This is a genomic window from Pseudomonas sp. NPDC096917, from assembly GCF_044762555.1.
Taxonomy (GTDB): Bacteria; Pseudomonadota; Gammaproteobacteria; order Pseudomonadales; family Pseudomonadaceae; genus Aquipseudomonas.
The window spans coordinates 1-15,275 of sequence record NZ_JBIWEO010000015.1; the positions used below are offsets into that span (position 1 = coordinate 1).

The window sequence follows — 15,275 nt, forward strand, 5'->3', positions numbered from 1 at the left end:
CCCAGCGCTGAATTACTGCGCTTGAGCGCCAGGGTTAAAGCCCTGATCAAGCGCTCGCCCCGAAAGCCGATCACCGAGATATTTGCCGAGGTGTATCGCGGCGACGCCAACTCGCGACGAGGGGGGTGAACTCTGATGGCTATTCAAATCGACGAACTACCACCCGTTTTAAAGAAAGCGGGTGACATTGAGCTTTTTCCTGGTGGTGGACAGACCTATTTAGCTCCCTTGCCCCTGCCTACCGAGGCCGAGCCTTGTTGTCCGTATATCAGTGATTACAACGACACTTATTTGGATTTTGGAGGAGGTGAGCCGAATGTTTATTCGTATCAAATATGGTTGGGAGTGCCGTTTACGTCTGCCTGCCTGATGTCTTTGGGAGGCTCACTATTAGTTTGGTTAATGGCTTTGGCTCTGGGAGATAGCGCGACAGAAAGCTGGGAATTTTCGGTGAGCTATTTTTTGTCTGCTTGGAAGCTCTCAGCTTTCATGTGGTTCGCTGGATCAGCCATGTGCTTTTACGTCTGGCTAGGAGCCCACAAACTTTTCACCAGCGTCATCCCCACCCGTTTCAATCGCCAGCGCCGCGAAGTCTGCTTTATGCCCGACGGCGTCACAGAGCCTTTATTCGTCCCCTGGGAATCCCTCTCTGCCTGGATCGTTCAAGGCCAAAGCGCGAGCCAATACGGCGTCACTCGCCACTACGGAATGGGCATGGGGTTTGAGCATGAGGGCGAGTGGGTTCGTGTCGAGTTCCAATGCGGCGCCTTGCAGCTGGCAATCGCCAATTGGGAGGCGGTGCGCGGTTACATGGAGTACGAACTCAACGACCTGCAAGCCATTCAAGACCCGCTGGAACTGCATGAGCCCGGCGACCCTTCCCACGAAGGTTTGCACACCTTCCGCAACGCCCGCGCCAGTTTGCATCGGCGCATTCGCGCGAAAGAAGTGGGTTGGATCTATGGCTTCTTTTGGTACGTCTACCACGTGATGACGTTATGGACCTTGCCCAATCATCTGGTGGAGTGGGAGATAAAACGCATCGCCAAAGTCGGCCGCCGGGCGCTGCCGCAGGCCATGCGTGAATGGTCCGAACCCTTGCCGCCGGAGCAATGGGCCAAGCCCAGCGCTGAATTACTGCGCTTGAGCGCCAAGGTTAAAGCCCTGATCAAGCGCTCGCCACGCAAGTCGATTACTGAAGTGTTTGCCGAGGTGTATCGCCAGTGATCTGGGTCACGGTATATCAACCCCTTGCGCCAATAACATGTCGACAAGGCGTATCAGCGGCAAGCCCACCAGGCTGGTGGCGTCATCGCCTTCGGTGCGCTGGAACAGGCTCACGCCCAAACCTTCCGCTTTAAAGCTGCCTGCGCAGTCGTAGGGCTCTTCAGTGTGCAGGTAGCGCTCGATCTGTTCTGTAGTGAGTGTGCGCATGTGTACGGTGAAAGGCACGTAGTCAGTCTGGGAGCGGCCGGTCTGGCTGTTGAGCAGGGTCAGGCCGGTGAGGAAGGTCACGCTGGCGCCGCTGGCGTTCAGCAGTTGCTGGCGGGCCTTGTCGAAGGTGTGAGGCTTGCCGATGATCTGCTCGTTGAGCACGGCAACCTGGTCGGAGCCGATGATCAGGTGCGCGGGATGGCTGCCAGCCAGGGCCTGGGCTTTTTCCAGGGACAGACGCTTTACCAGCTCAAGGGCGGACTCGCCAGGGCGGTGGCTCTCGTCGATGTTGGGCGAGCTACAACTGAAAGGCAGTCGCAGGCGCGACAGTAAATCGCGGCGATAAACCGAGCTTGAAGCGAGTAATAGAGGTAGCATGCGCGACTCCTGTAGGCGGCCGGGAATTCTAGCGAGAGTATCGGTTGTCGCACAGGCACAATTTCCTTTGACACGTGAGGGGGTCGTCCCTAGAATGCTGCGCCTATGTTGAATGACCCGATTCCACCTCACGTTGACCCGCGCAAATTAGCTGATCGTGGCACTACCCTTCAAGGTGAAGTGCTGCTAGCTGATTTGGAGAGACTCTGCGACCCGCTTTCCGACAATGTCGGTGTGGTCCAGGCTAAATTTGTTTTTGAGCGCGACGAGCGAAGATCTGTGGTTATACACAGCTCCATCGACGTCGAGGTCAAGATGGTTTGCCAGCGTTGTCTTGAGCTGGTCACCCTGCCGATCCACAGCGAGTGCAGTTATGCTGTGGTGAAAGAGGGTGCGAATACCCAGTCGTTACCGAAAGGTTATGACGTGCTGGAACTGGGCGAAGATCCTTTGGATCTGCAGTCACTGATCGAGGAGGAGCTTTTGCTCGCCTTGCCCATTGTGCCTGCTCATCATCCGGAAGAATGCCAGCAGCCGGCGGGTCTCGATGAGCCCGAACCAGGCGAGGACGAGGTAACGCGGTCCAACCCGTTCAGTGTATTGGCGCAGTTAAAGCGTGACCCAAACGTTTAGGAGTTAATCAATTATGGCTGTTCAGCAGAACAAAAAATCCCGCTCTGCCCGTGACATGCGTCGTTCGCACGATGCTCTTTCGGCTAGCACGCTGTCTGTAGAAAAAACCACCGGTGAAATTCACCTGCGTCACCACGTATCGCCAGAAGGCGTATACCGTGGTCGTAAAGTGATCGACAAGGGCGCTGACGAGTAATCACTTGTCCGCTCAGGTCATCGCGATCGACGCAATGGGCGGGGACTTCGGTCCCCGCAGCATTGTTCAGGCCTGCATTGCATGCCTTTCTGCTACGCCCTCGCTTCACCTGACCCTCGTCGGTCAACCCTCCTTGCTTGAAGAATTGATCAGTGGCCATGCGGCTGTGGATCGCGCGCGCCTGACCATTACCCCAGCCTCTGAAGTTATCTCCATGGGTGAGCGGCCTTCGCACGCCTTGCGTGGCAAGCCGGATTCCTCGATGCGGGTGGCATTGGAGCTGTTGCGTGACGGTAAGGTCCAGGCCTGTGTGAGTTCCGGCAATACCGGTGCGCTGATGGCGTTGTCGCGGCATGTGCTTAAAACCTTGCCGGGCATTGATCGTCCGGCGATGGTGGCCGCCGTTCCAACACAGGCCGGCTATTGTCAGGTGCTGGACTTGGGTGCCAATGTTGACTGCACAGCCGAACAGCTGTTTCAGTTTGCAGTCATGGGGTCGGTGGCTGCGCAGGCGCTGGGTGTTCTTCGTCCTCGGGTCGCTTTGCTCAACATCGGCACCGAAGACGTCAAGGGTAATCAGCAGGTCAGGGAAGCAGCGACTTTATTGCAAGCTGCGTCCAGTCTGCATTACATCGGCTTTGTCGAGGGTGATGGGGTTTACCGGGGTGAGGCAGACGTCGTGGTGTGCGACGGATTTGTCGGCAATATCTTGCTCAAATCCAGCGAAGGCCTGGCGACGATGATTTCGACTCGCCTCGAAGCGGTGTTCAAACGCACGCTGTTCAGTCGATTGGTCGGTGCGCTGGCATTGCCGCTGATGCGTCGTCTACAGGCTGATCTGGCGCCCGCGCGGCACAACGGGGCAAGCTTTTTGGGGTTGCAGGGCATTGTAATAAAGAGTCACGGTTCGGCAGGTGCTCAGGGCTTTCAAAGTGCGATAGAACGCGCATTGATTGAAATTCATGAAGACCTGCCAAAGCGCTTGCATGGGCGCCTTGAAGGGTTGTTACCGTAGGCGATTGATCGGGCGATTGCTTAAATGTGACCGCACAGTCCAATCTGCCATCCAACTGTCAGTTTCTTGCGTCCGCCAGTGCGCGACGTCAACTCACCGACGACAAGATCATTAGGGGCTTGTTACATGTCTACATCCCTCGCATTCGTCTTTCCAGGGCAAGGTTCGCAGTCCCTCGGCATGCTGTCCGAGCTGGGCGCGCAACATCCGCTGGTCCTGGAAACATTCAAAGAAGCGTCTGACGCTTTAGGGTACGACCTGTGGGCATTGACCCAGGACGGTCCTGCTGAACAGCTTAACCAAACCGATATTACTCAGCCGGCCATTCTGACCGCCTCGATTGCCTTGTGGCGTCTGTGGCTGGCTGAGGGTGGCAAGCGTCCTGACTTCGTTGCGGGCCATAGCTTGGGCGAGTACAGCGCGTTGGTTGCGGCCGGCTGCCTGAGCTTGGCAGATGCTGTGAAGCTGGTTGAGCGTCGTGGCCGTTTGATGCAGGAAGCCGTGCCGGCCGGGCAGGGCGCCATGGCTGCGATTTTGGGGCTGGACGATGCTGATGTGCTGGCAGCCTGCGCTGAAGCCGCTCAGGGCGAAGTGGTCAGTGCCGTGAACTTCAATTCGCCAGGTCAGGTTGTTATCGCCGGTGCCAAGGCCGCTGTTGATCGCGCCATGGAAAACTGCAAGGCGCGCGGCGCCAAACGTGCCTTGCCGTTGCCGGTAAGCGTGCCGTCGCACTGCGAGCTGATGCGTCCTGCAGCTGAGCGTTTTGCCGAGTCCATCGAAGCGATCGACTGGCAAGCGCCGCAAATCCCGCTGGTGCAAAACGTCAGTGCTGGCGTTGCTGCAGATCTGCCTACTCTCAAGCGCGATCTGCTTGAGCAGCTGTACAAGCCCGTGCGTTGGGTTGAGTCGGTTCAGTACCTGGCGACCAATGGTCCGGTTGAGTTGGTTGAGTGCGGTCCGGGCAAGGTCCTGGTTGGCATCAGCAAGCGTTGCGCGGATGGCGTAACGACGCACAATTTGAATACCCCAGATGCCTTCGCTGCCGCTCGCGCAGCGCTGGCCTGAATCTGAATTAGGAGAAGCCTGCATGAGCTTGCAAGGTAAAGTTGCACTGGTAACGGGCGCTAGCCGTGGTATTGGCCAGGCTATCGCGTTGGAGTTGGGTCGTCAGGGCGCCGTGGTTATTGGCACTGCGACTTCGGCTTCCGGTGCCGAGCGTATTGCTGCCACCCTGAAAGAAAACGGTATTCAGGGCACTGGCATGGAACTCAATGTCACCAGCGATGAATCCGTTGCGGCGGTGTTGGCGAGCATTCAGGAGCAGTTCGGTGCGCCGGCTATCTTGGTTAATAATGCTGGCATCACCCGCGATAACCTGATGATGCGCATGAAAGATGACGAATGGCATGACGTTGTCGATACCAATTTGAACAGTCTGTTCCGTCTGTCCAAGGGTGTTTTGCGCGGTATGACCAAAGCCCGTTGGGGACGAATTATCAGTATTGGCTCTGTTGTGGGTGCCATGGGCAACGCAGGCCAAGTAAACTATGCGGCCGCCAAGGCCGGCCTTGAAGGTTTTAGCCGTGCACTGGCCCGTGAAGTGGGCTCGCGCTCGATCACTGTCAACTCGGTTGCACCAGGGTTCATCGACACCGATATGACCCGTGAGTTGCCAGAGGCACAGCGTGAAGCCTTGCAGGCGCAGATTCCGCTGGGCCGTTTGGGTCAGGCTCAAGAGATCGCAAGCGTGGTCGCTTTCTTGGCTTCAGACGGTGCAGCCTACGTGACTGGAGCTACAATTCCGGTCAACGGCGGGATGTACATGAGTTAAATGTGACGGATTGCTTCAAAAAAATGTCATACGAGCTGTCTAAAATCCGTTATAAAGCTGCAATCTATTTATAGGTAGTCGGTTATTGATGGGTAAGTTCAAAGCTTTCAGTTGAAAAACTGAAAAGCCTTTCGATACACTTGCCCACTGGCCAGCTGCCTGAATTTGTCCATTAGGAGTGAAAACAAGGTATGAGCACCATCGAAGAACGCGTCAAGAAAATCGTTGCCGAGCAACTGGGCGTTAAAGAAGAAGAAGTGACCAACAGCGCTTCCTTCGTTGAAGACCTGGGTGCCGACTCCCTTGACACCGTTGAGCTTGTGATGGCTCTGGAAGAGGAATTCGAGACTGAGATTCCTGACGAAGAAGCTGAAAAGATCACTACTGTACAAGCCGCTATCGATTACGTTACTAGCCACCAGGCTTAATAGTTTGTAATCGCTGCGCGCTGTCATGGAAAAACCGCACTGCCGCTATGGCGTGCGGTTTTTTCTTTAGGCGTGTTGCAAAGTGTCGTCAATAGAATAAAGGAGAGTGCTGTGTCGCGTAGACGCGTCGTAGTCACCGGTATGGGGATGTTGTCGCCACTGGGAGCGGATGTACCAAGCACCTGGCAAGGCATTCTGGCAGGCCGAAGTGGCATTGGTCTGATCGAACACACGGATCTTTCTGCCTATTCCACCCGATTTGGCGGCTCGGTTCAGGGCTTTAACGTTGAGGATTACCTCTCCGTCAAAGAGGCCCGCAAACTTGACCTGTTTATTCAGTACGGTTTGGCAGCTGGTTTTCAGGCGGTGCGTAACGCCGGGCTTGAAGTGACCGATGCCAATCGTGAGCGCATTGGTGTGGCGATGGGTTCAGGTATTGGCGGGTTGACCAATATCGAAGAAACCAGCCGCACCTTGCACGAGCAAGGTCCGCGACGGATTTCCCCGTTCTTCGTGCCAGGTTCGATCATCAATATGATTTCCGGTTTCCTGTCTATCCACCTGGGTACACAGGGGCCTAACTACGCTATTGCCACAGCGTGTACGACGGGTACGCACTGCATCGGCATGGCGGCGCGCAACATCGCCTATGGCGAAGCTGACGTGATGATTGCCGGCGGGGCCGAAATGGCAGCCTGCGGTCTTGGCATGGGCGGCTTTGGCGCCTCGCGTGCACTGTCGACGCGTAATGACGACCCGACCCGTGCCAGCCGTCCGTGGGATAAAGGCCGTGATGGCTTTGTACTGTCTGATGGCGCTGGTGCTCTGGTGCTTGAAGAGCTTGAACACGCCAAGGCGCGTGGCGCCACCATCTATGCCGAGCTGATTGGCTTTGGCATGAGCGGCGATGCGTTCCACATGACGTCGCCTCCGGCGGATGGTGCGGGTGCAGCTCGCTGCATCACCAATGCTTTGCGCGACGCCAAAGTGAACGCTGATCAAGTGCAGTACATCAATGCTCACGGCACCTCGACGCCTGCCGGCGATCTGGCTGAAGTGTCTGCGATCAAGTCGGTGTTTGGCGATCACGCCTACAAGCTGGCGGTGAGTTCGACCAAGTCCATGACCGGTCACTTGTTGGGTGCTGCGGGCGCGGTTGAGGCGATCTTCAGCGTGCTGGCCATCAACAGTCAGGTAGCCCCGCCGACCATCAACCTTGATGAGCCGGATGAAGGCTGTGATCTGGACTTCGTGGCCCACACTGCGCGCGAAATGCCGATTGATGTGGTGTTGTCCAACTCCTTCGGTTTTGGCGGTACCAACGGTTCGCTGGTTTTCCGCCGGTACGCCGACTGATGCAAAGCTGGGTCGACGGTCAGCCAGCGAGCGCCTTGGCGTCGCTCAAAGACCGTGGGCTGGCCTACGGCGATGGTCTGTTCGAGACCATCGCGGTCAGTGCAGGCCAGCCGCTGCTGCTGGACCTGCACTTGCAGCGTCTGGCGCTCGGTTGTTCCCGGCTGGCGATGGTTGCCGATCACGCCTTGATTCGCAGCGAATTGCTGGCCTTTGCGCAAGCGATGGGCGAGGGCGTCCTCAAGCTCATCCTGACCCGTGGCGACAGCCAGCGGGGTTACAGTGTGTCTCCCGAGGCTCAGCCTCGACGAATTCTTCAAGCCACCCCTGCCGCCGCTTACCCGCAGGCTTATGCCTTGCACGGGGTTCGGCTGTTTGACTGCGCCACACGTTTAGCCGAACAGCCGCTGTTGGCGGGGCTCAAACACCTTAACCGTCTTGAACAAGTGATTGCGCGCTCCGAATGGCAAGACCCGGCCTATGCCGAGGGCTTGATGCGCGATACTTCGGGGCGGGTGATTGAAGGGGTGTTCAGCAACCTGTTTTTGGTGTGTGACGGAGTCTTGATCACTGCTGATCTGCAGCGTTGCGGTGTGGCCGGTGTGATGCGTGCTGCGCTGCTGGCTGAGGCTGAGCGGCTGGCAATGGCGTATCAAGTCACTGACATCAGCCTTGCGCAGCTGCAGCAGGCCGATGAAGTCTTTCTCTGCAACAGCGTGTATGGCATTTGGCCCGTGCGCGCGTATGCAGACCTGAGCTGGCCGGTGGGGCCGCTCACCCGTAAACTGCAAGGCATTGCTCGCACCCTATTGGATGTTTGATTCGTGAAACGTAAATTCTTGGTGCTGCTGGAGATGGGTCTGGTGCTGGCGGGCTTGGTGCTGGGCGTAAGCGCCTGGAAGCTCAATTCGGCGCTGGAGCAGCCGCTTAACCTGACGCAAGAGCAACTGCTCGACGTTCCGACAGGCGCTACCCCGACCGGTACATTCAACCGTCTAGAGGCCAGCGATACGCTGCAAGACGCGTTCTGGCTTCGTCTGTACTGGCGTTTCAATTTGGACGGCCAACCCCTGCACAGTGGCGAATACCGCATGACCCCCGGCATGACTGCGAAAGACCTGATTGGTTTGTGGCAGCGGGGCGAAGTGGTGCAATACAGCCTGACCCTGGTTGAAGGCTGGAACTTTCGGCAGGTGCGCAGCGCATTGGCCAAGCATGAAAAGATCGAGCAGACCCTGGATGGTCTGAGCGACAGCGAAGTCATGGCCAAACTGGGGCATCCGGGTGAATTTCCCGAAGGCCGCTTTTTTCCTGATACCTATCGTTTCGTGCGCGGCATGACCGATGCCCAGTTGCTGGAAAAAGCCTATGACCGCCTGGAGAAAGTCTTGGCTCAGGAGTGGGAGCAGCGCGACCCTGAAGTGTCCTATGCCGACCCGTATCAAGCGCTGATCATGGCCTCGCTGGTTGAAAAAGAAACCGGCGTGCCACAAGAGCGTGGGCAAATTGCTGGCGTCTTTGTGCGCAGGATGAAAATCGGCATGCCCCTGCAAACCGATCCGACCGTGATCTACGGCCTGGGTGAACGCTACAATGGCAAGCTGACCCGGGCCCATTTGCGCGAGCCTACGCCCTACAACACCTACACCATTCCCGGCTTGCCGCCGACCCCGATCGCAATGGTGGGGCGTGAAGCGATTTATGCCGCCTTGCACCCGGTGAGCGGTACCAGCTTGTACTTTGTGGCCAAAGGCGATGGCAGCCATACGTTTTCCGATAGTCTGGATGCGCACAACAATGCGGTGCGCGAGTTCCAGATCAAACGCCGGGCTGATTATCGCTCAAGCCCTGCGCCGACACCTGCGGCAGAGCCGGCTGCTGAGACTGAGACTGCGCCTGCTCCGGCCGACGTGCCAAGCCCGCAATGACACTGATTAAGGATTGCTGCCTGTGACTGGCTTGTTTATTACCCTGGAAGGCCCCGAAGGCGCGGGCAAGAGCACTAATCGCGAATACTTGGCCGAGCGTCTGCGCGCGGCGGGTATCGACGTGGTGTTGACCCGCGAACCCGGCGGCACGCCGCTGGCCGAGCGAATCCGCGAGTTGCTGTTGGCGCCCAGTGAAGAAGCCATGTGTGCTGATACCGAGCTGTTGCTGGTGTTCGCGGCCCGTGCCCAACACCTGGCGCAAGTGATCCGCCCGGCGCTGGCCCGGGGTGCGGTGGTGTTGTGTGATCGCTTTACCGATGCCACCTATGCGTATCAGGGCGGCGGTCGCGGCTTGCCTCAAGAGCGCATCGCCACACTGGAAACCTTTGTTCAGGGGGCGTTGCGACCTGATTTGACCGTGGTGTTTGATCTGCCGATTGAAGTGGGCATGGCGCGTGCCAGCGCCCGCGGGCGGCTGGATCGTTTTGAGCAGGAAGGCCGCACCTTCTTTGATGCCGTGCGCAGCACCTACCTCAAGCGGGCTGAAGCGGCTCCCGAGCGCTATCGCCTGATCGATGCGGCGCAATCGCTGGAGAACGTTCAGGTGCAGCTCGACACTCTGCTGCCGCAATTGCTGGATCTGTACCGTGGCTGAGGCCTACCCGTGGCAGGACGGCCTTTGGCAGCAGTTGGCGGGCCGCGCTCAGCATGCGCACGCGTATTTGCTGCACGGGCCCGCGGGCATTGGCAAGCGGGCGCTGGCCGAGCGCCTGATGGCCAGCCTGCTGTGCAAATCGCCGGTCGGGCTTGAGGCCTGCGGCAGTTGCAAGTCCTGCTCGCTGCTGGCCGCCGGGAGCCACCCCGACAACTACATCCTTGAACCCGAAGAGGCTGACAAGGCGATCAAGGTCGATCAGGTCCGCGATCTGGTCAGCTTTGTGGTGCAGACCGCCCAGTTGGGTGGGCGCAAGGTGGTGTTGGTCGAGCCGGTCGAATCGATGAACATCAATGCCGCCAACGCATTGCTCAAAAGCCTCGAAGAACCTTCTGGCGACACGGTGTTGCTGCTGGTCAGCCACCAGTCGAGCCGTTTGCTGGCGACCATTCGCAGCCGCTGCGTGCAGCAAGCCTGCCCGTTGCCCAGCGAGGTCATGAGCCTGGAGTGGCTGGCCAAGGCTTTGCCAGAATGCAGCGCCGACGAACGCGTGCAATTGCTGACACTGGCGGCGGGCTCGCCGTTGGCCGCTGTGAAGTTGCAGGCGCAGGGCGTGCGCGAACAGCGTGCGGCCGTGGTTGAGGGCGTTAAGAAGCTGCTCAAGCGCGAGCTGTCAGCCAGTCAGTTGGCTGAAAGCTGGAAAGCTATCCCGCTGTTGTTGCTGTTTGACTGGTTTTGCGACTGGTCGAGCCTGCTCCTGCGTTATCAGCTGACTGAGGACGAAAACGGTCTCGGGCTGGAGGACATGCGCAAAGTGCTGCAATACCTGGCGCAGAAAACTGCGCAGGACAAGGTTCTGACGATTCAGGACTGGATTCTTGCCCAGCGCCAAAAAGTGTTGAACAAGGCCAACCTTAATCGTGATTTGTTAGTCGAAGCGTTACTGGTGCAATGGGCAAGCCTGCCCGGCCAGCGCTGATTTGATTGAAATATGCTCTATCAAAAAGTAGGCAGGTAAATTGTGTATGTTGGTTGACTCCCATTGCCACCTCGATCGTCTTGATCTGAGCGCCCATGACGGCTCGCTGGACGCTGCCCTTGACGCTGCACGTCAGCGCGGTGTCGGACATTTCCTGTGCATTGGCGTGAGTGCCGACAACGCCGCTGACGTCAAAGCCCTGACCGAGCGCTATAGCGATGTGGATTGTTCGGTGGGGGTTCACCCGCTGGACGTTCAGCCAGGCGCCGCGCCTGCGCTGGATTGGTTGCTCGGCGAATTGAACCATCCGCAGGTCGTTGCGATTGGTGAAACCGGTCTGGACTATCACTACGAGCCCGAAGCGGCTGAGTTGCAGCAACTGTCGTTCAGGGTTCACCTGGAGGCGGCCCAGCAGACCGGCAAGCCTGTGGTTATCCACACCCGTGGCGCTCGCGCCGATACCCTGGCCTTGCTGCGTGAAGCGGCGCTGCCCCAGGCAGGCGTGCTGCACTGCTTTACTGAAGACTGGGACATGGCCAAGGCTGCACTGGACATGGGCTATTACATCTCGCTGTCGGGGATCGTGACCTTCCGCAACGCCGATGCCTTGCGTGATGTGGCCAGCAAGGTGCCGTCTGACCGTCTGCTGGTCGAGACCGACTCGCCTTACCTGGCCCCGATTCCCTATCGCGGCAAGCCGAATCTGCCGCAATACGTGCGTGAAGTGGCTGAGTTTCTGGCCATGCTTCGTGGCGAGTCCTACGAGCACTTTGCCGAACAGACCACTGAAAACTTCAAGCGCCTGTTCCCGCTGGCGCGCGTAAAAGCCTAATCCTGCTTTTGTAGGCGCTCGCCCCTGCAGTTAAACCTGCCGATTGCGGCATCAGCGATAGGCAAAAAAAACCCGGACTCTGGGGAATCCGGGTTAAGACCATTAGGAGTAAAGCAAAGGCACACATCCAATGCTGCCTTAATCGTCGGCGTGGCACTTGGGGGGGATGTAACGCCGACATGTTAAGTATTGGTCAGCTTTGTCGAACGTCCAGTGGCCGATTGATCGTTTTTTAAACAGATTTGGAATACCCGTGATTCGCTTGAGTGCTCAATGTGGGTGTCTGAATTCATCTGCAAAAATCGGCATGCAGGATGGTCCGTGCAATTTAGCGTGACTAATGCATAATACTGCGCTTCTATTTTGACCCCTACAGACCTTTTCTTATGCACAAAGAACCCCGTAAGGTCCGTGAGTTTCGTCGCCGCGAGCAAGAAATTCTCGATACCGCGCTCAAGCTGTTCCTCGAAGAAGGTGAAGACAGTGTCACCGTCGAGATGATTGCTGATGCCGTCGGTATTGGCAAAGGCACGATCTACAAGCACTTCAAGTCCAAGGCCGAGATCTATCTGCGCCTGATGCTCGACTATGAGCGTGACTTGAACGAGCTGCTGCATTCCGCTGACGTTGATAAAGACAAAGAAGCGCTGTCACGCGCCTACTTTGAATTTCGCATGCGCGACCCTCAGCGTTATCGCTTGTTCGATCGCCTGGAAGAGAAGGTCGTCAAAGGCAATCAAGTACCTGAGCTGGTTGAAGAGCTGCACAAGATCCGTGCCTCCAACTTTGAACGCTTGACCTTGTTGATCAAGGGCCGGATCAGTGAAGGCAAGCTTGAAGACGTGCCGCCTTACTTCCACTATTGCGCCGCCTGGGCGTTGGTACACGGTGCCGTGGCGCTGTATCACTCGCCGTTCTGGAGCAATGTGCTGGAAGATCAGGAAGGTTTCTTCCAGTTCCTGATGGACATCGGTGTGCGCATGGGCAACAAGCGCAAGCGTGACACTGATACGCCTGCGCTCGAGTAGGTTTTTCCTAGCCGATTGCCGTGAGGCCTATACTCAGGCTTGGGTCCTGCCAGAACGTGATTCTTCAATGACGTTCTGGCGCGGCCTGTGCCCCTCGCGTCGGAGTTGTCCATGATTGTTGACCGCCAAGGCAGACGCTTTCGCAATTTGCGTATCAGTCTGACGTCTGCCTGTAACTACGCCTGCACCTACTGCGTGCCCAACGGCAAGCGGCTGGTGGCGGCGCAGGACGAGCTGTCGGCCCAAGCGTTGGTGCGCGGGGTGGCTTATCTGATTGAGGCGGCGGGGATTGAGCGCTTGCGCATCACTGGCGGTGAACCGCTGGTCAGTCCAAAACTTGAAACCTTTATGCATGACGTCGGGCAGTTGGGCTTGAGTGACATCAGTTTGACGACCAACGGCCAGTTACTTGCTCGCAAATTGCCGTTATTGCTCGATGCCGGCATTCGTCGGCTCAACGTGTCCCTCGATACCCTCGACCCGGTAGCCTTTCGCAGCATTGCCCGCGGCGGTGACTTGCCGACGGTGCTGGACGGCATGCGGCAAGCCAGCGCCGCCGGGATGAAAATCAAGGTCAACATGGTACCGCTGCGCGGGCAAAACCTTGATCAGGTCATGCCGTTGCTGGAGTTCTGCCTGGAGCGCGGGTACGAACTGCGGTTTATCGAGCTGATGCGCATGGGGCACTTGGCCAGCGATAACAATGCCTTCCTGCAACAGTTTGTCAGCCTGCAACAACTGTTGGCGTTGATCGGCGAGCGCTACGAATATCAGCAAGCCGATGCGCCAATAGACGCCACGGCGGTGCGTTATCACATACCGGGTTACGGCTATTTTGGCGTCATTGCCAACGAAAGCGTGCCATTTTGCCGAACATGCTCGCGTTTGCGTTTGTCCTCGACTGGCTGGCTGCACGGCTGCTTGTCGTCGAGTAATCGTCACTATGTGGGTGACCTGCTGAACAAACCGCGTCATGAAGCCTTGCCGGCGCTTCAAGGTCTGTTGATGAAAGCCTTGGGTGACAAACAGGACGTCGCATTCTCGGGCGGCGCCACCGTGATGAAAATTATCGGCGGTTAACCGTGTGGGAGCGGGCATGCCCGCGATTGCATCTGCGCGGTCTAACAGAGTCAAATTGGCGCGCAAACTGCATTACGCGACTATTCGCCGGTTTTCTGTCACCGGCCATCGGGAGAATGGGATGCGTAGTCTGTTTGGGGTGCTGGCTTGTTTAGCGCTGGGCGGCTGTATGACGGTCAGTGATATGGGAGAGGGCGCCCGCTATCAAATGAGCGACGCCGGTCTGCTCGATCACAGCAACACACGGCGCACGAACTCGCTGCGTATCCAGCCTGACTCCTTTATCTACATCGCCCAAGGGCCTTTTGCTCCTATAGGCGACCCTTACGTACGGCCCAATATTGTGGCCGAAGAAGCGTTTAACGGTTTCGTCGAATACTTCCCGATGGTGCGCCGGGCCAAGGCGCCGCTAGGGCTTGATCAAGCGATGGCCGAAGCCCGTGGCTTCGGCGCGCATTACTTGCTGTACACACGTTTTGCCCGGGCCGACGATCGCATCGGCAACAGCGACGAATGGCTCGACCAAGAAGACATTAGCCGCTTGGGCATCGACAGCGGGGTGATTCAGGTGATGCTGATCGAAACCAGCACCCAGTACCTGATTGACACGGCAACCATCCGCAGTCGTGGCGGTTTACTGACGTTCCATGACAACAAGCCGGCCGACCTGATTGGCCCGCCGCTGGCTAAGTACGCGCGCAGCTTGATAGGCTTGAGCGATCAATAAGTCGAGGAGAACAGCATGAGTGAGCCGGTAGACGTCAGTAACCTGTTGGCGCAAATCCCCAAAGCTGACAAGGGGCTGCCACCGGTTCATCTGTGGGACACGGCATTTTGCGGCGACATCGACATGCGCATCGCCCGTGATGGCACCTGGTATTACATGGGCACGCCGATTGGGCGCAAGCCAATGGTCAAACTGTTCTCGACCATCATTCGCCGTGACGGCGATGATTACTTTTTGATCACCCCGGTGGAAAAAGTCGGGATCAAAGTCGATGACGCACCGTTTGTTGCGGTGACCTTGGATGTTGAAGGGCAGGGCGAGCAGCAAGTGCTGCGGTTTACCACTAACGTGGATGAGCAGATCATCGCCGACAGCGAACACCCCTTGCGCGTCGTGATCGACCCCCACACCCAGGAACCGGCGCCCTACCTGCTGGTGCGACGTAACCTTGAAGCGCTGATCCATCGCAACGTGTTCTACCAACTGATCGAACTGGCCGTATCGCGGACCATCGACGGCCAGGCCTGGCTGGGCGTGTGGAGCAGCGGCGAATTCTTCCCCATCGGCCCCGAGCCGGTCTAAAAAACACACACGCCCTCCCTGTAGGAACGCGCTTGCCTCGCGATCTTTTGATTTTTAAATGATCGCGATCCAGCTCGTCCCAACAAAACTTTTACGCGTCAAAAATCCCAATATATGGGAGTTGTATTTATATATTGAGATTTATCTCTACTCAGGTTTATAGTCGCCCGCACTGATTCACAGCATTCACTGCTAA

The 15,275-nt window shown here is 57.5% G+C and carries 18 protein-coding genes; 17 read left to right on the top strand and 1 reads right to left on the bottom strand.

The annotated features are described in order from the left end of the window. Positions 1-510 precede the first annotated feature (510 nt). Positions 511-1,227 carry a hypothetical protein gene (locus ACIQYF_RS17545; RefSeq protein WP_402864375.1) on the top strand — a complete coding sequence of 239 codons (717 nt, stop codon included), beginning with the start codon at positions 511-513 and terminating at the stop codon, positions 1,225-1,227. Between the two features lie 6 nt (positions 1,228-1,233). On the opposite strand, the gene ACIQYF_RS17550 is transcribed toward ACIQYF_RS17545, so the two are convergent. After that, positions 1,234-1,812 (bottom strand): Maf family protein, encoded by a 579-nt coding sequence (locus tag ACIQYF_RS17550; RefSeq protein WP_402864377.1) that lies wholly within the window; start codon positions 1,810-1,812, stop codon positions 1,234-1,236. Positions 1,813-1,917: 105 nt separating this feature from the next. On the opposite strand from ACIQYF_RS17550, the gene ACIQYF_RS17555 reads away from it, so the two are divergent. The 16 genes from ACIQYF_RS17555 (at position 1,918) to ACIQYF_RS17630 (ending at position 15,079) form a co-directional block, all read left to right on the top strand. After that, on the top strand, positions 1,918-2,445 hold the full coding sequence (locus ACIQYF_RS17555) for a YceD family protein (RefSeq protein WP_019411272.1): 528 nt from the start codon (positions 1,918-1,920) through the stop codon (positions 2,443-2,445). A 13-nt stretch (positions 2,446-2,458) separates the two neighbouring features. Next, positions 2,459-2,641 carry a 50S ribosomal protein L32 gene (rpmF, locus tag ACIQYF_RS17560; protein ID WP_003442519.1) on the top strand — a complete coding sequence of 61 codons (183 nt, stop codon included), beginning with the start codon at positions 2,459-2,461 and terminating at the stop codon, positions 2,639-2,641. Between the two features lie 4 nt (positions 2,642-2,645). Then, positions 2,646-3,656, top strand: coding sequence for a phosphate acyltransferase PlsX (gene plsX / locus ACIQYF_RS17565; protein WP_402864380.1), 1,011 nt, complete (start codon positions 2,646-2,648; stop codon positions 3,654-3,656). A 126-nt stretch (positions 3,657-3,782) separates the two neighbouring features. Next, the gene (gene fabD, locus ACIQYF_RS17570) at positions 3,783-4,721 is read left to right on the top strand and encodes an ACP S-malonyltransferase (protein WP_402864382.1); all 939 of its coding nucleotides are present in this window, start codon (positions 3,783-3,785) and stop codon (positions 4,719-4,721) included. Between the two features lie 22 nt (positions 4,722-4,743). After that, positions 4,744-5,487, top strand: a complete 744-nt coding sequence (gene fabG / locus ACIQYF_RS17575; protein WP_019411269.1) for a 3-oxoacyl-ACP reductase FabG — start codon at positions 4,744-4,746, stop codon at positions 5,485-5,487. A gap of 191 nt (positions 5,488-5,678) precedes the next feature. Beyond that, positions 5,679-5,915 (top strand): acyl carrier protein, encoded by a 237-nt coding sequence (acpP, locus tag ACIQYF_RS17580; RefSeq protein WP_004371293.1) that lies wholly within the window; start codon positions 5,679-5,681, stop codon positions 5,913-5,915. Positions 5,916-6,026: 111 nt separating this feature from the next. Continuing rightward, positions 6,027-7,271, top strand: a complete 1,245-nt coding sequence (fabF, locus tag ACIQYF_RS17585; protein WP_402864385.1) for a beta-ketoacyl-ACP synthase II — start codon at positions 6,027-6,029, stop codon at positions 7,269-7,271. After that, entirely contained in the window at positions 7,271-8,089 is an 819-nt protein-coding gene (pabC, locus tag ACIQYF_RS17590) for an aminodeoxychorismate lyase (protein ID WP_402864387.1), read from the top strand. Before fabF ends, pabC begins: the two co-directional genes overlap by 1 nt. Positions 8,090-8,092: 3 nt before the next feature. Beyond that, on the top strand, positions 8,093-9,196 hold the full coding sequence (gene mltG, locus ACIQYF_RS17595; RefSeq protein WP_402864389.1) for an endolytic transglycosylase MltG: 1,104 nt from the start codon (positions 8,093-8,095) through the stop codon (positions 9,194-9,196). A 22-nt stretch (positions 9,197-9,218) separates the two neighbouring features. Further along, positions 9,219-9,851 (top strand): dTMP kinase, encoded by a 633-nt coding sequence (gene tmk / locus ACIQYF_RS17600; RefSeq protein ID WP_402864391.1) that lies wholly within the window; start codon positions 9,219-9,221, stop codon positions 9,849-9,851. Next, complete coding sequence (locus tag ACIQYF_RS17605; RefSeq protein ID WP_402864393.1) at positions 9,844-10,830, top strand: DNA polymerase III subunit delta'; 987 nt, start codon at positions 9,844-9,846, stop codon at positions 10,828-10,830. Before tmk ends, ACIQYF_RS17605 begins: the two co-directional genes overlap by 8 nt. Before the next feature lie 46 nt (positions 10,831-10,876). Then, positions 10,877-11,662 carry a TatD family hydrolase gene (locus ACIQYF_RS17610; RefSeq protein WP_402864395.1) on the top strand — a complete coding sequence of 262 codons (786 nt, stop codon included), beginning with the start codon at positions 10,877-10,879 and terminating at the stop codon, positions 11,660-11,662. Positions 11,663-12,048: 386 nt separating this feature from the next. After that, the gene (locus tag ACIQYF_RS17615) at positions 12,049-12,690 is read left to right on the top strand and encodes a TetR/AcrR family transcriptional regulator (RefSeq protein ID WP_402864397.1); all 642 of its coding nucleotides are present in this window, start codon (positions 12,049-12,051) and stop codon (positions 12,688-12,690) included. Positions 12,691-12,801: 111 nt separating this feature from the next. Next, positions 12,802-13,770: a GTP 3',8-cyclase MoaA gene (locus ACIQYF_RS17620; protein ID WP_402864399.1), complete on the top strand. Its 969-nt coding sequence runs from the start codon at positions 12,802-12,804 to the stop codon at positions 13,768-13,770. Positions 13,771-13,891: 121 nt separating this feature from the next. After that, on the top strand, positions 13,892-14,497 hold the full coding sequence (locus ACIQYF_RS17625; RefSeq protein ID WP_402864401.1) for a DUF4823 domain-containing protein: 606 nt from the start codon (positions 13,892-13,894) through the stop codon (positions 14,495-14,497). Positions 14,498-14,512: 15 nt separating this feature from the next. After that, on the top strand, positions 14,513-15,079 hold the full coding sequence (locus ACIQYF_RS17630; RefSeq protein ID WP_402864403.1) for a DUF1285 domain-containing protein: 567 nt from the start codon (positions 14,513-14,515) through the stop codon (positions 15,077-15,079). Positions 15,080-15,275: the final 196 nt, after the last annotated feature.

Coding starts and splice junctions, on each gene's coding strand:
- ACIQYF_RS17545 (WP_402864375.1), top strand. CDS start 511: ATGTGCTTTTACGTCTGGCTAGGAGCCCACAAACTTTTCACCAGCGTC.
- ACIQYF_RS17550 (WP_402864377.1), bottom strand. CDS start 1,812: ATGCTACCTCTATTACTCGCTTCAAGCTCGGTTTATCGCCGCGATTTA.
- ACIQYF_RS17555 (WP_019411272.1), top strand. CDS start 1,918: ATGTTGAATGACCCGATTCCACCTCACGTTGACCCGCGCAAATTAGCT.
- rpmF (WP_003442519.1), top strand. CDS start 2,459: ATGGCTGTTCAGCAGAACAAAAAATCCCGCTCTGCCCGTGACATGCGT.
- fabD (WP_402864382.1), top strand. CDS start 3,783: ATGTCTACATCCCTCGCATTCGTCTTTCCAGGGCAAGGTTCGCAGTCC.
- fabG (WP_019411269.1), top strand. CDS start 4,744: ATGAGCTTGCAAGGTAAAGTTGCACTGGTAACGGGCGCTAGCCGTGGT.
- acpP (WP_004371293.1), top strand. CDS start 5,679: ATGAGCACCATCGAAGAACGCGTCAAGAAAATCGTTGCCGAGCAACTG.
- pabC (WP_402864387.1), top strand. CDS start 7,271: ATGCAAAGCTGGGTCGACGGTCAGCCAGCGAGCGCCTTGGCGTCGCTC.
- ACIQYF_RS17610 (WP_402864395.1), top strand. CDS start 10,877: ATGTTGGTTGACTCCCATTGCCACCTCGATCGTCTTGATCTGAGCGCC.
- ACIQYF_RS17615 (WP_402864397.1), top strand. CDS start 12,049: ATGCACAAAGAACCCCGTAAGGTCCGTGAGTTTCGTCGCCGCGAGCAA.
- ACIQYF_RS17620 (WP_402864399.1), top strand. CDS start 12,802: ATGATTGTTGACCGCCAAGGCAGACGCTTTCGCAATTTGCGTATCAGT.
- ACIQYF_RS17625 (WP_402864401.1), top strand. CDS start 13,892: ATGCGTAGTCTGTTTGGGGTGCTGGCTTGTTTAGCGCTGGGCGGCTGT.
- ACIQYF_RS17630 (WP_402864403.1), top strand. CDS start 14,513: ATGAGTGAGCCGGTAGACGTCAGTAACCTGTTGGCGCAAATCCCCAAA.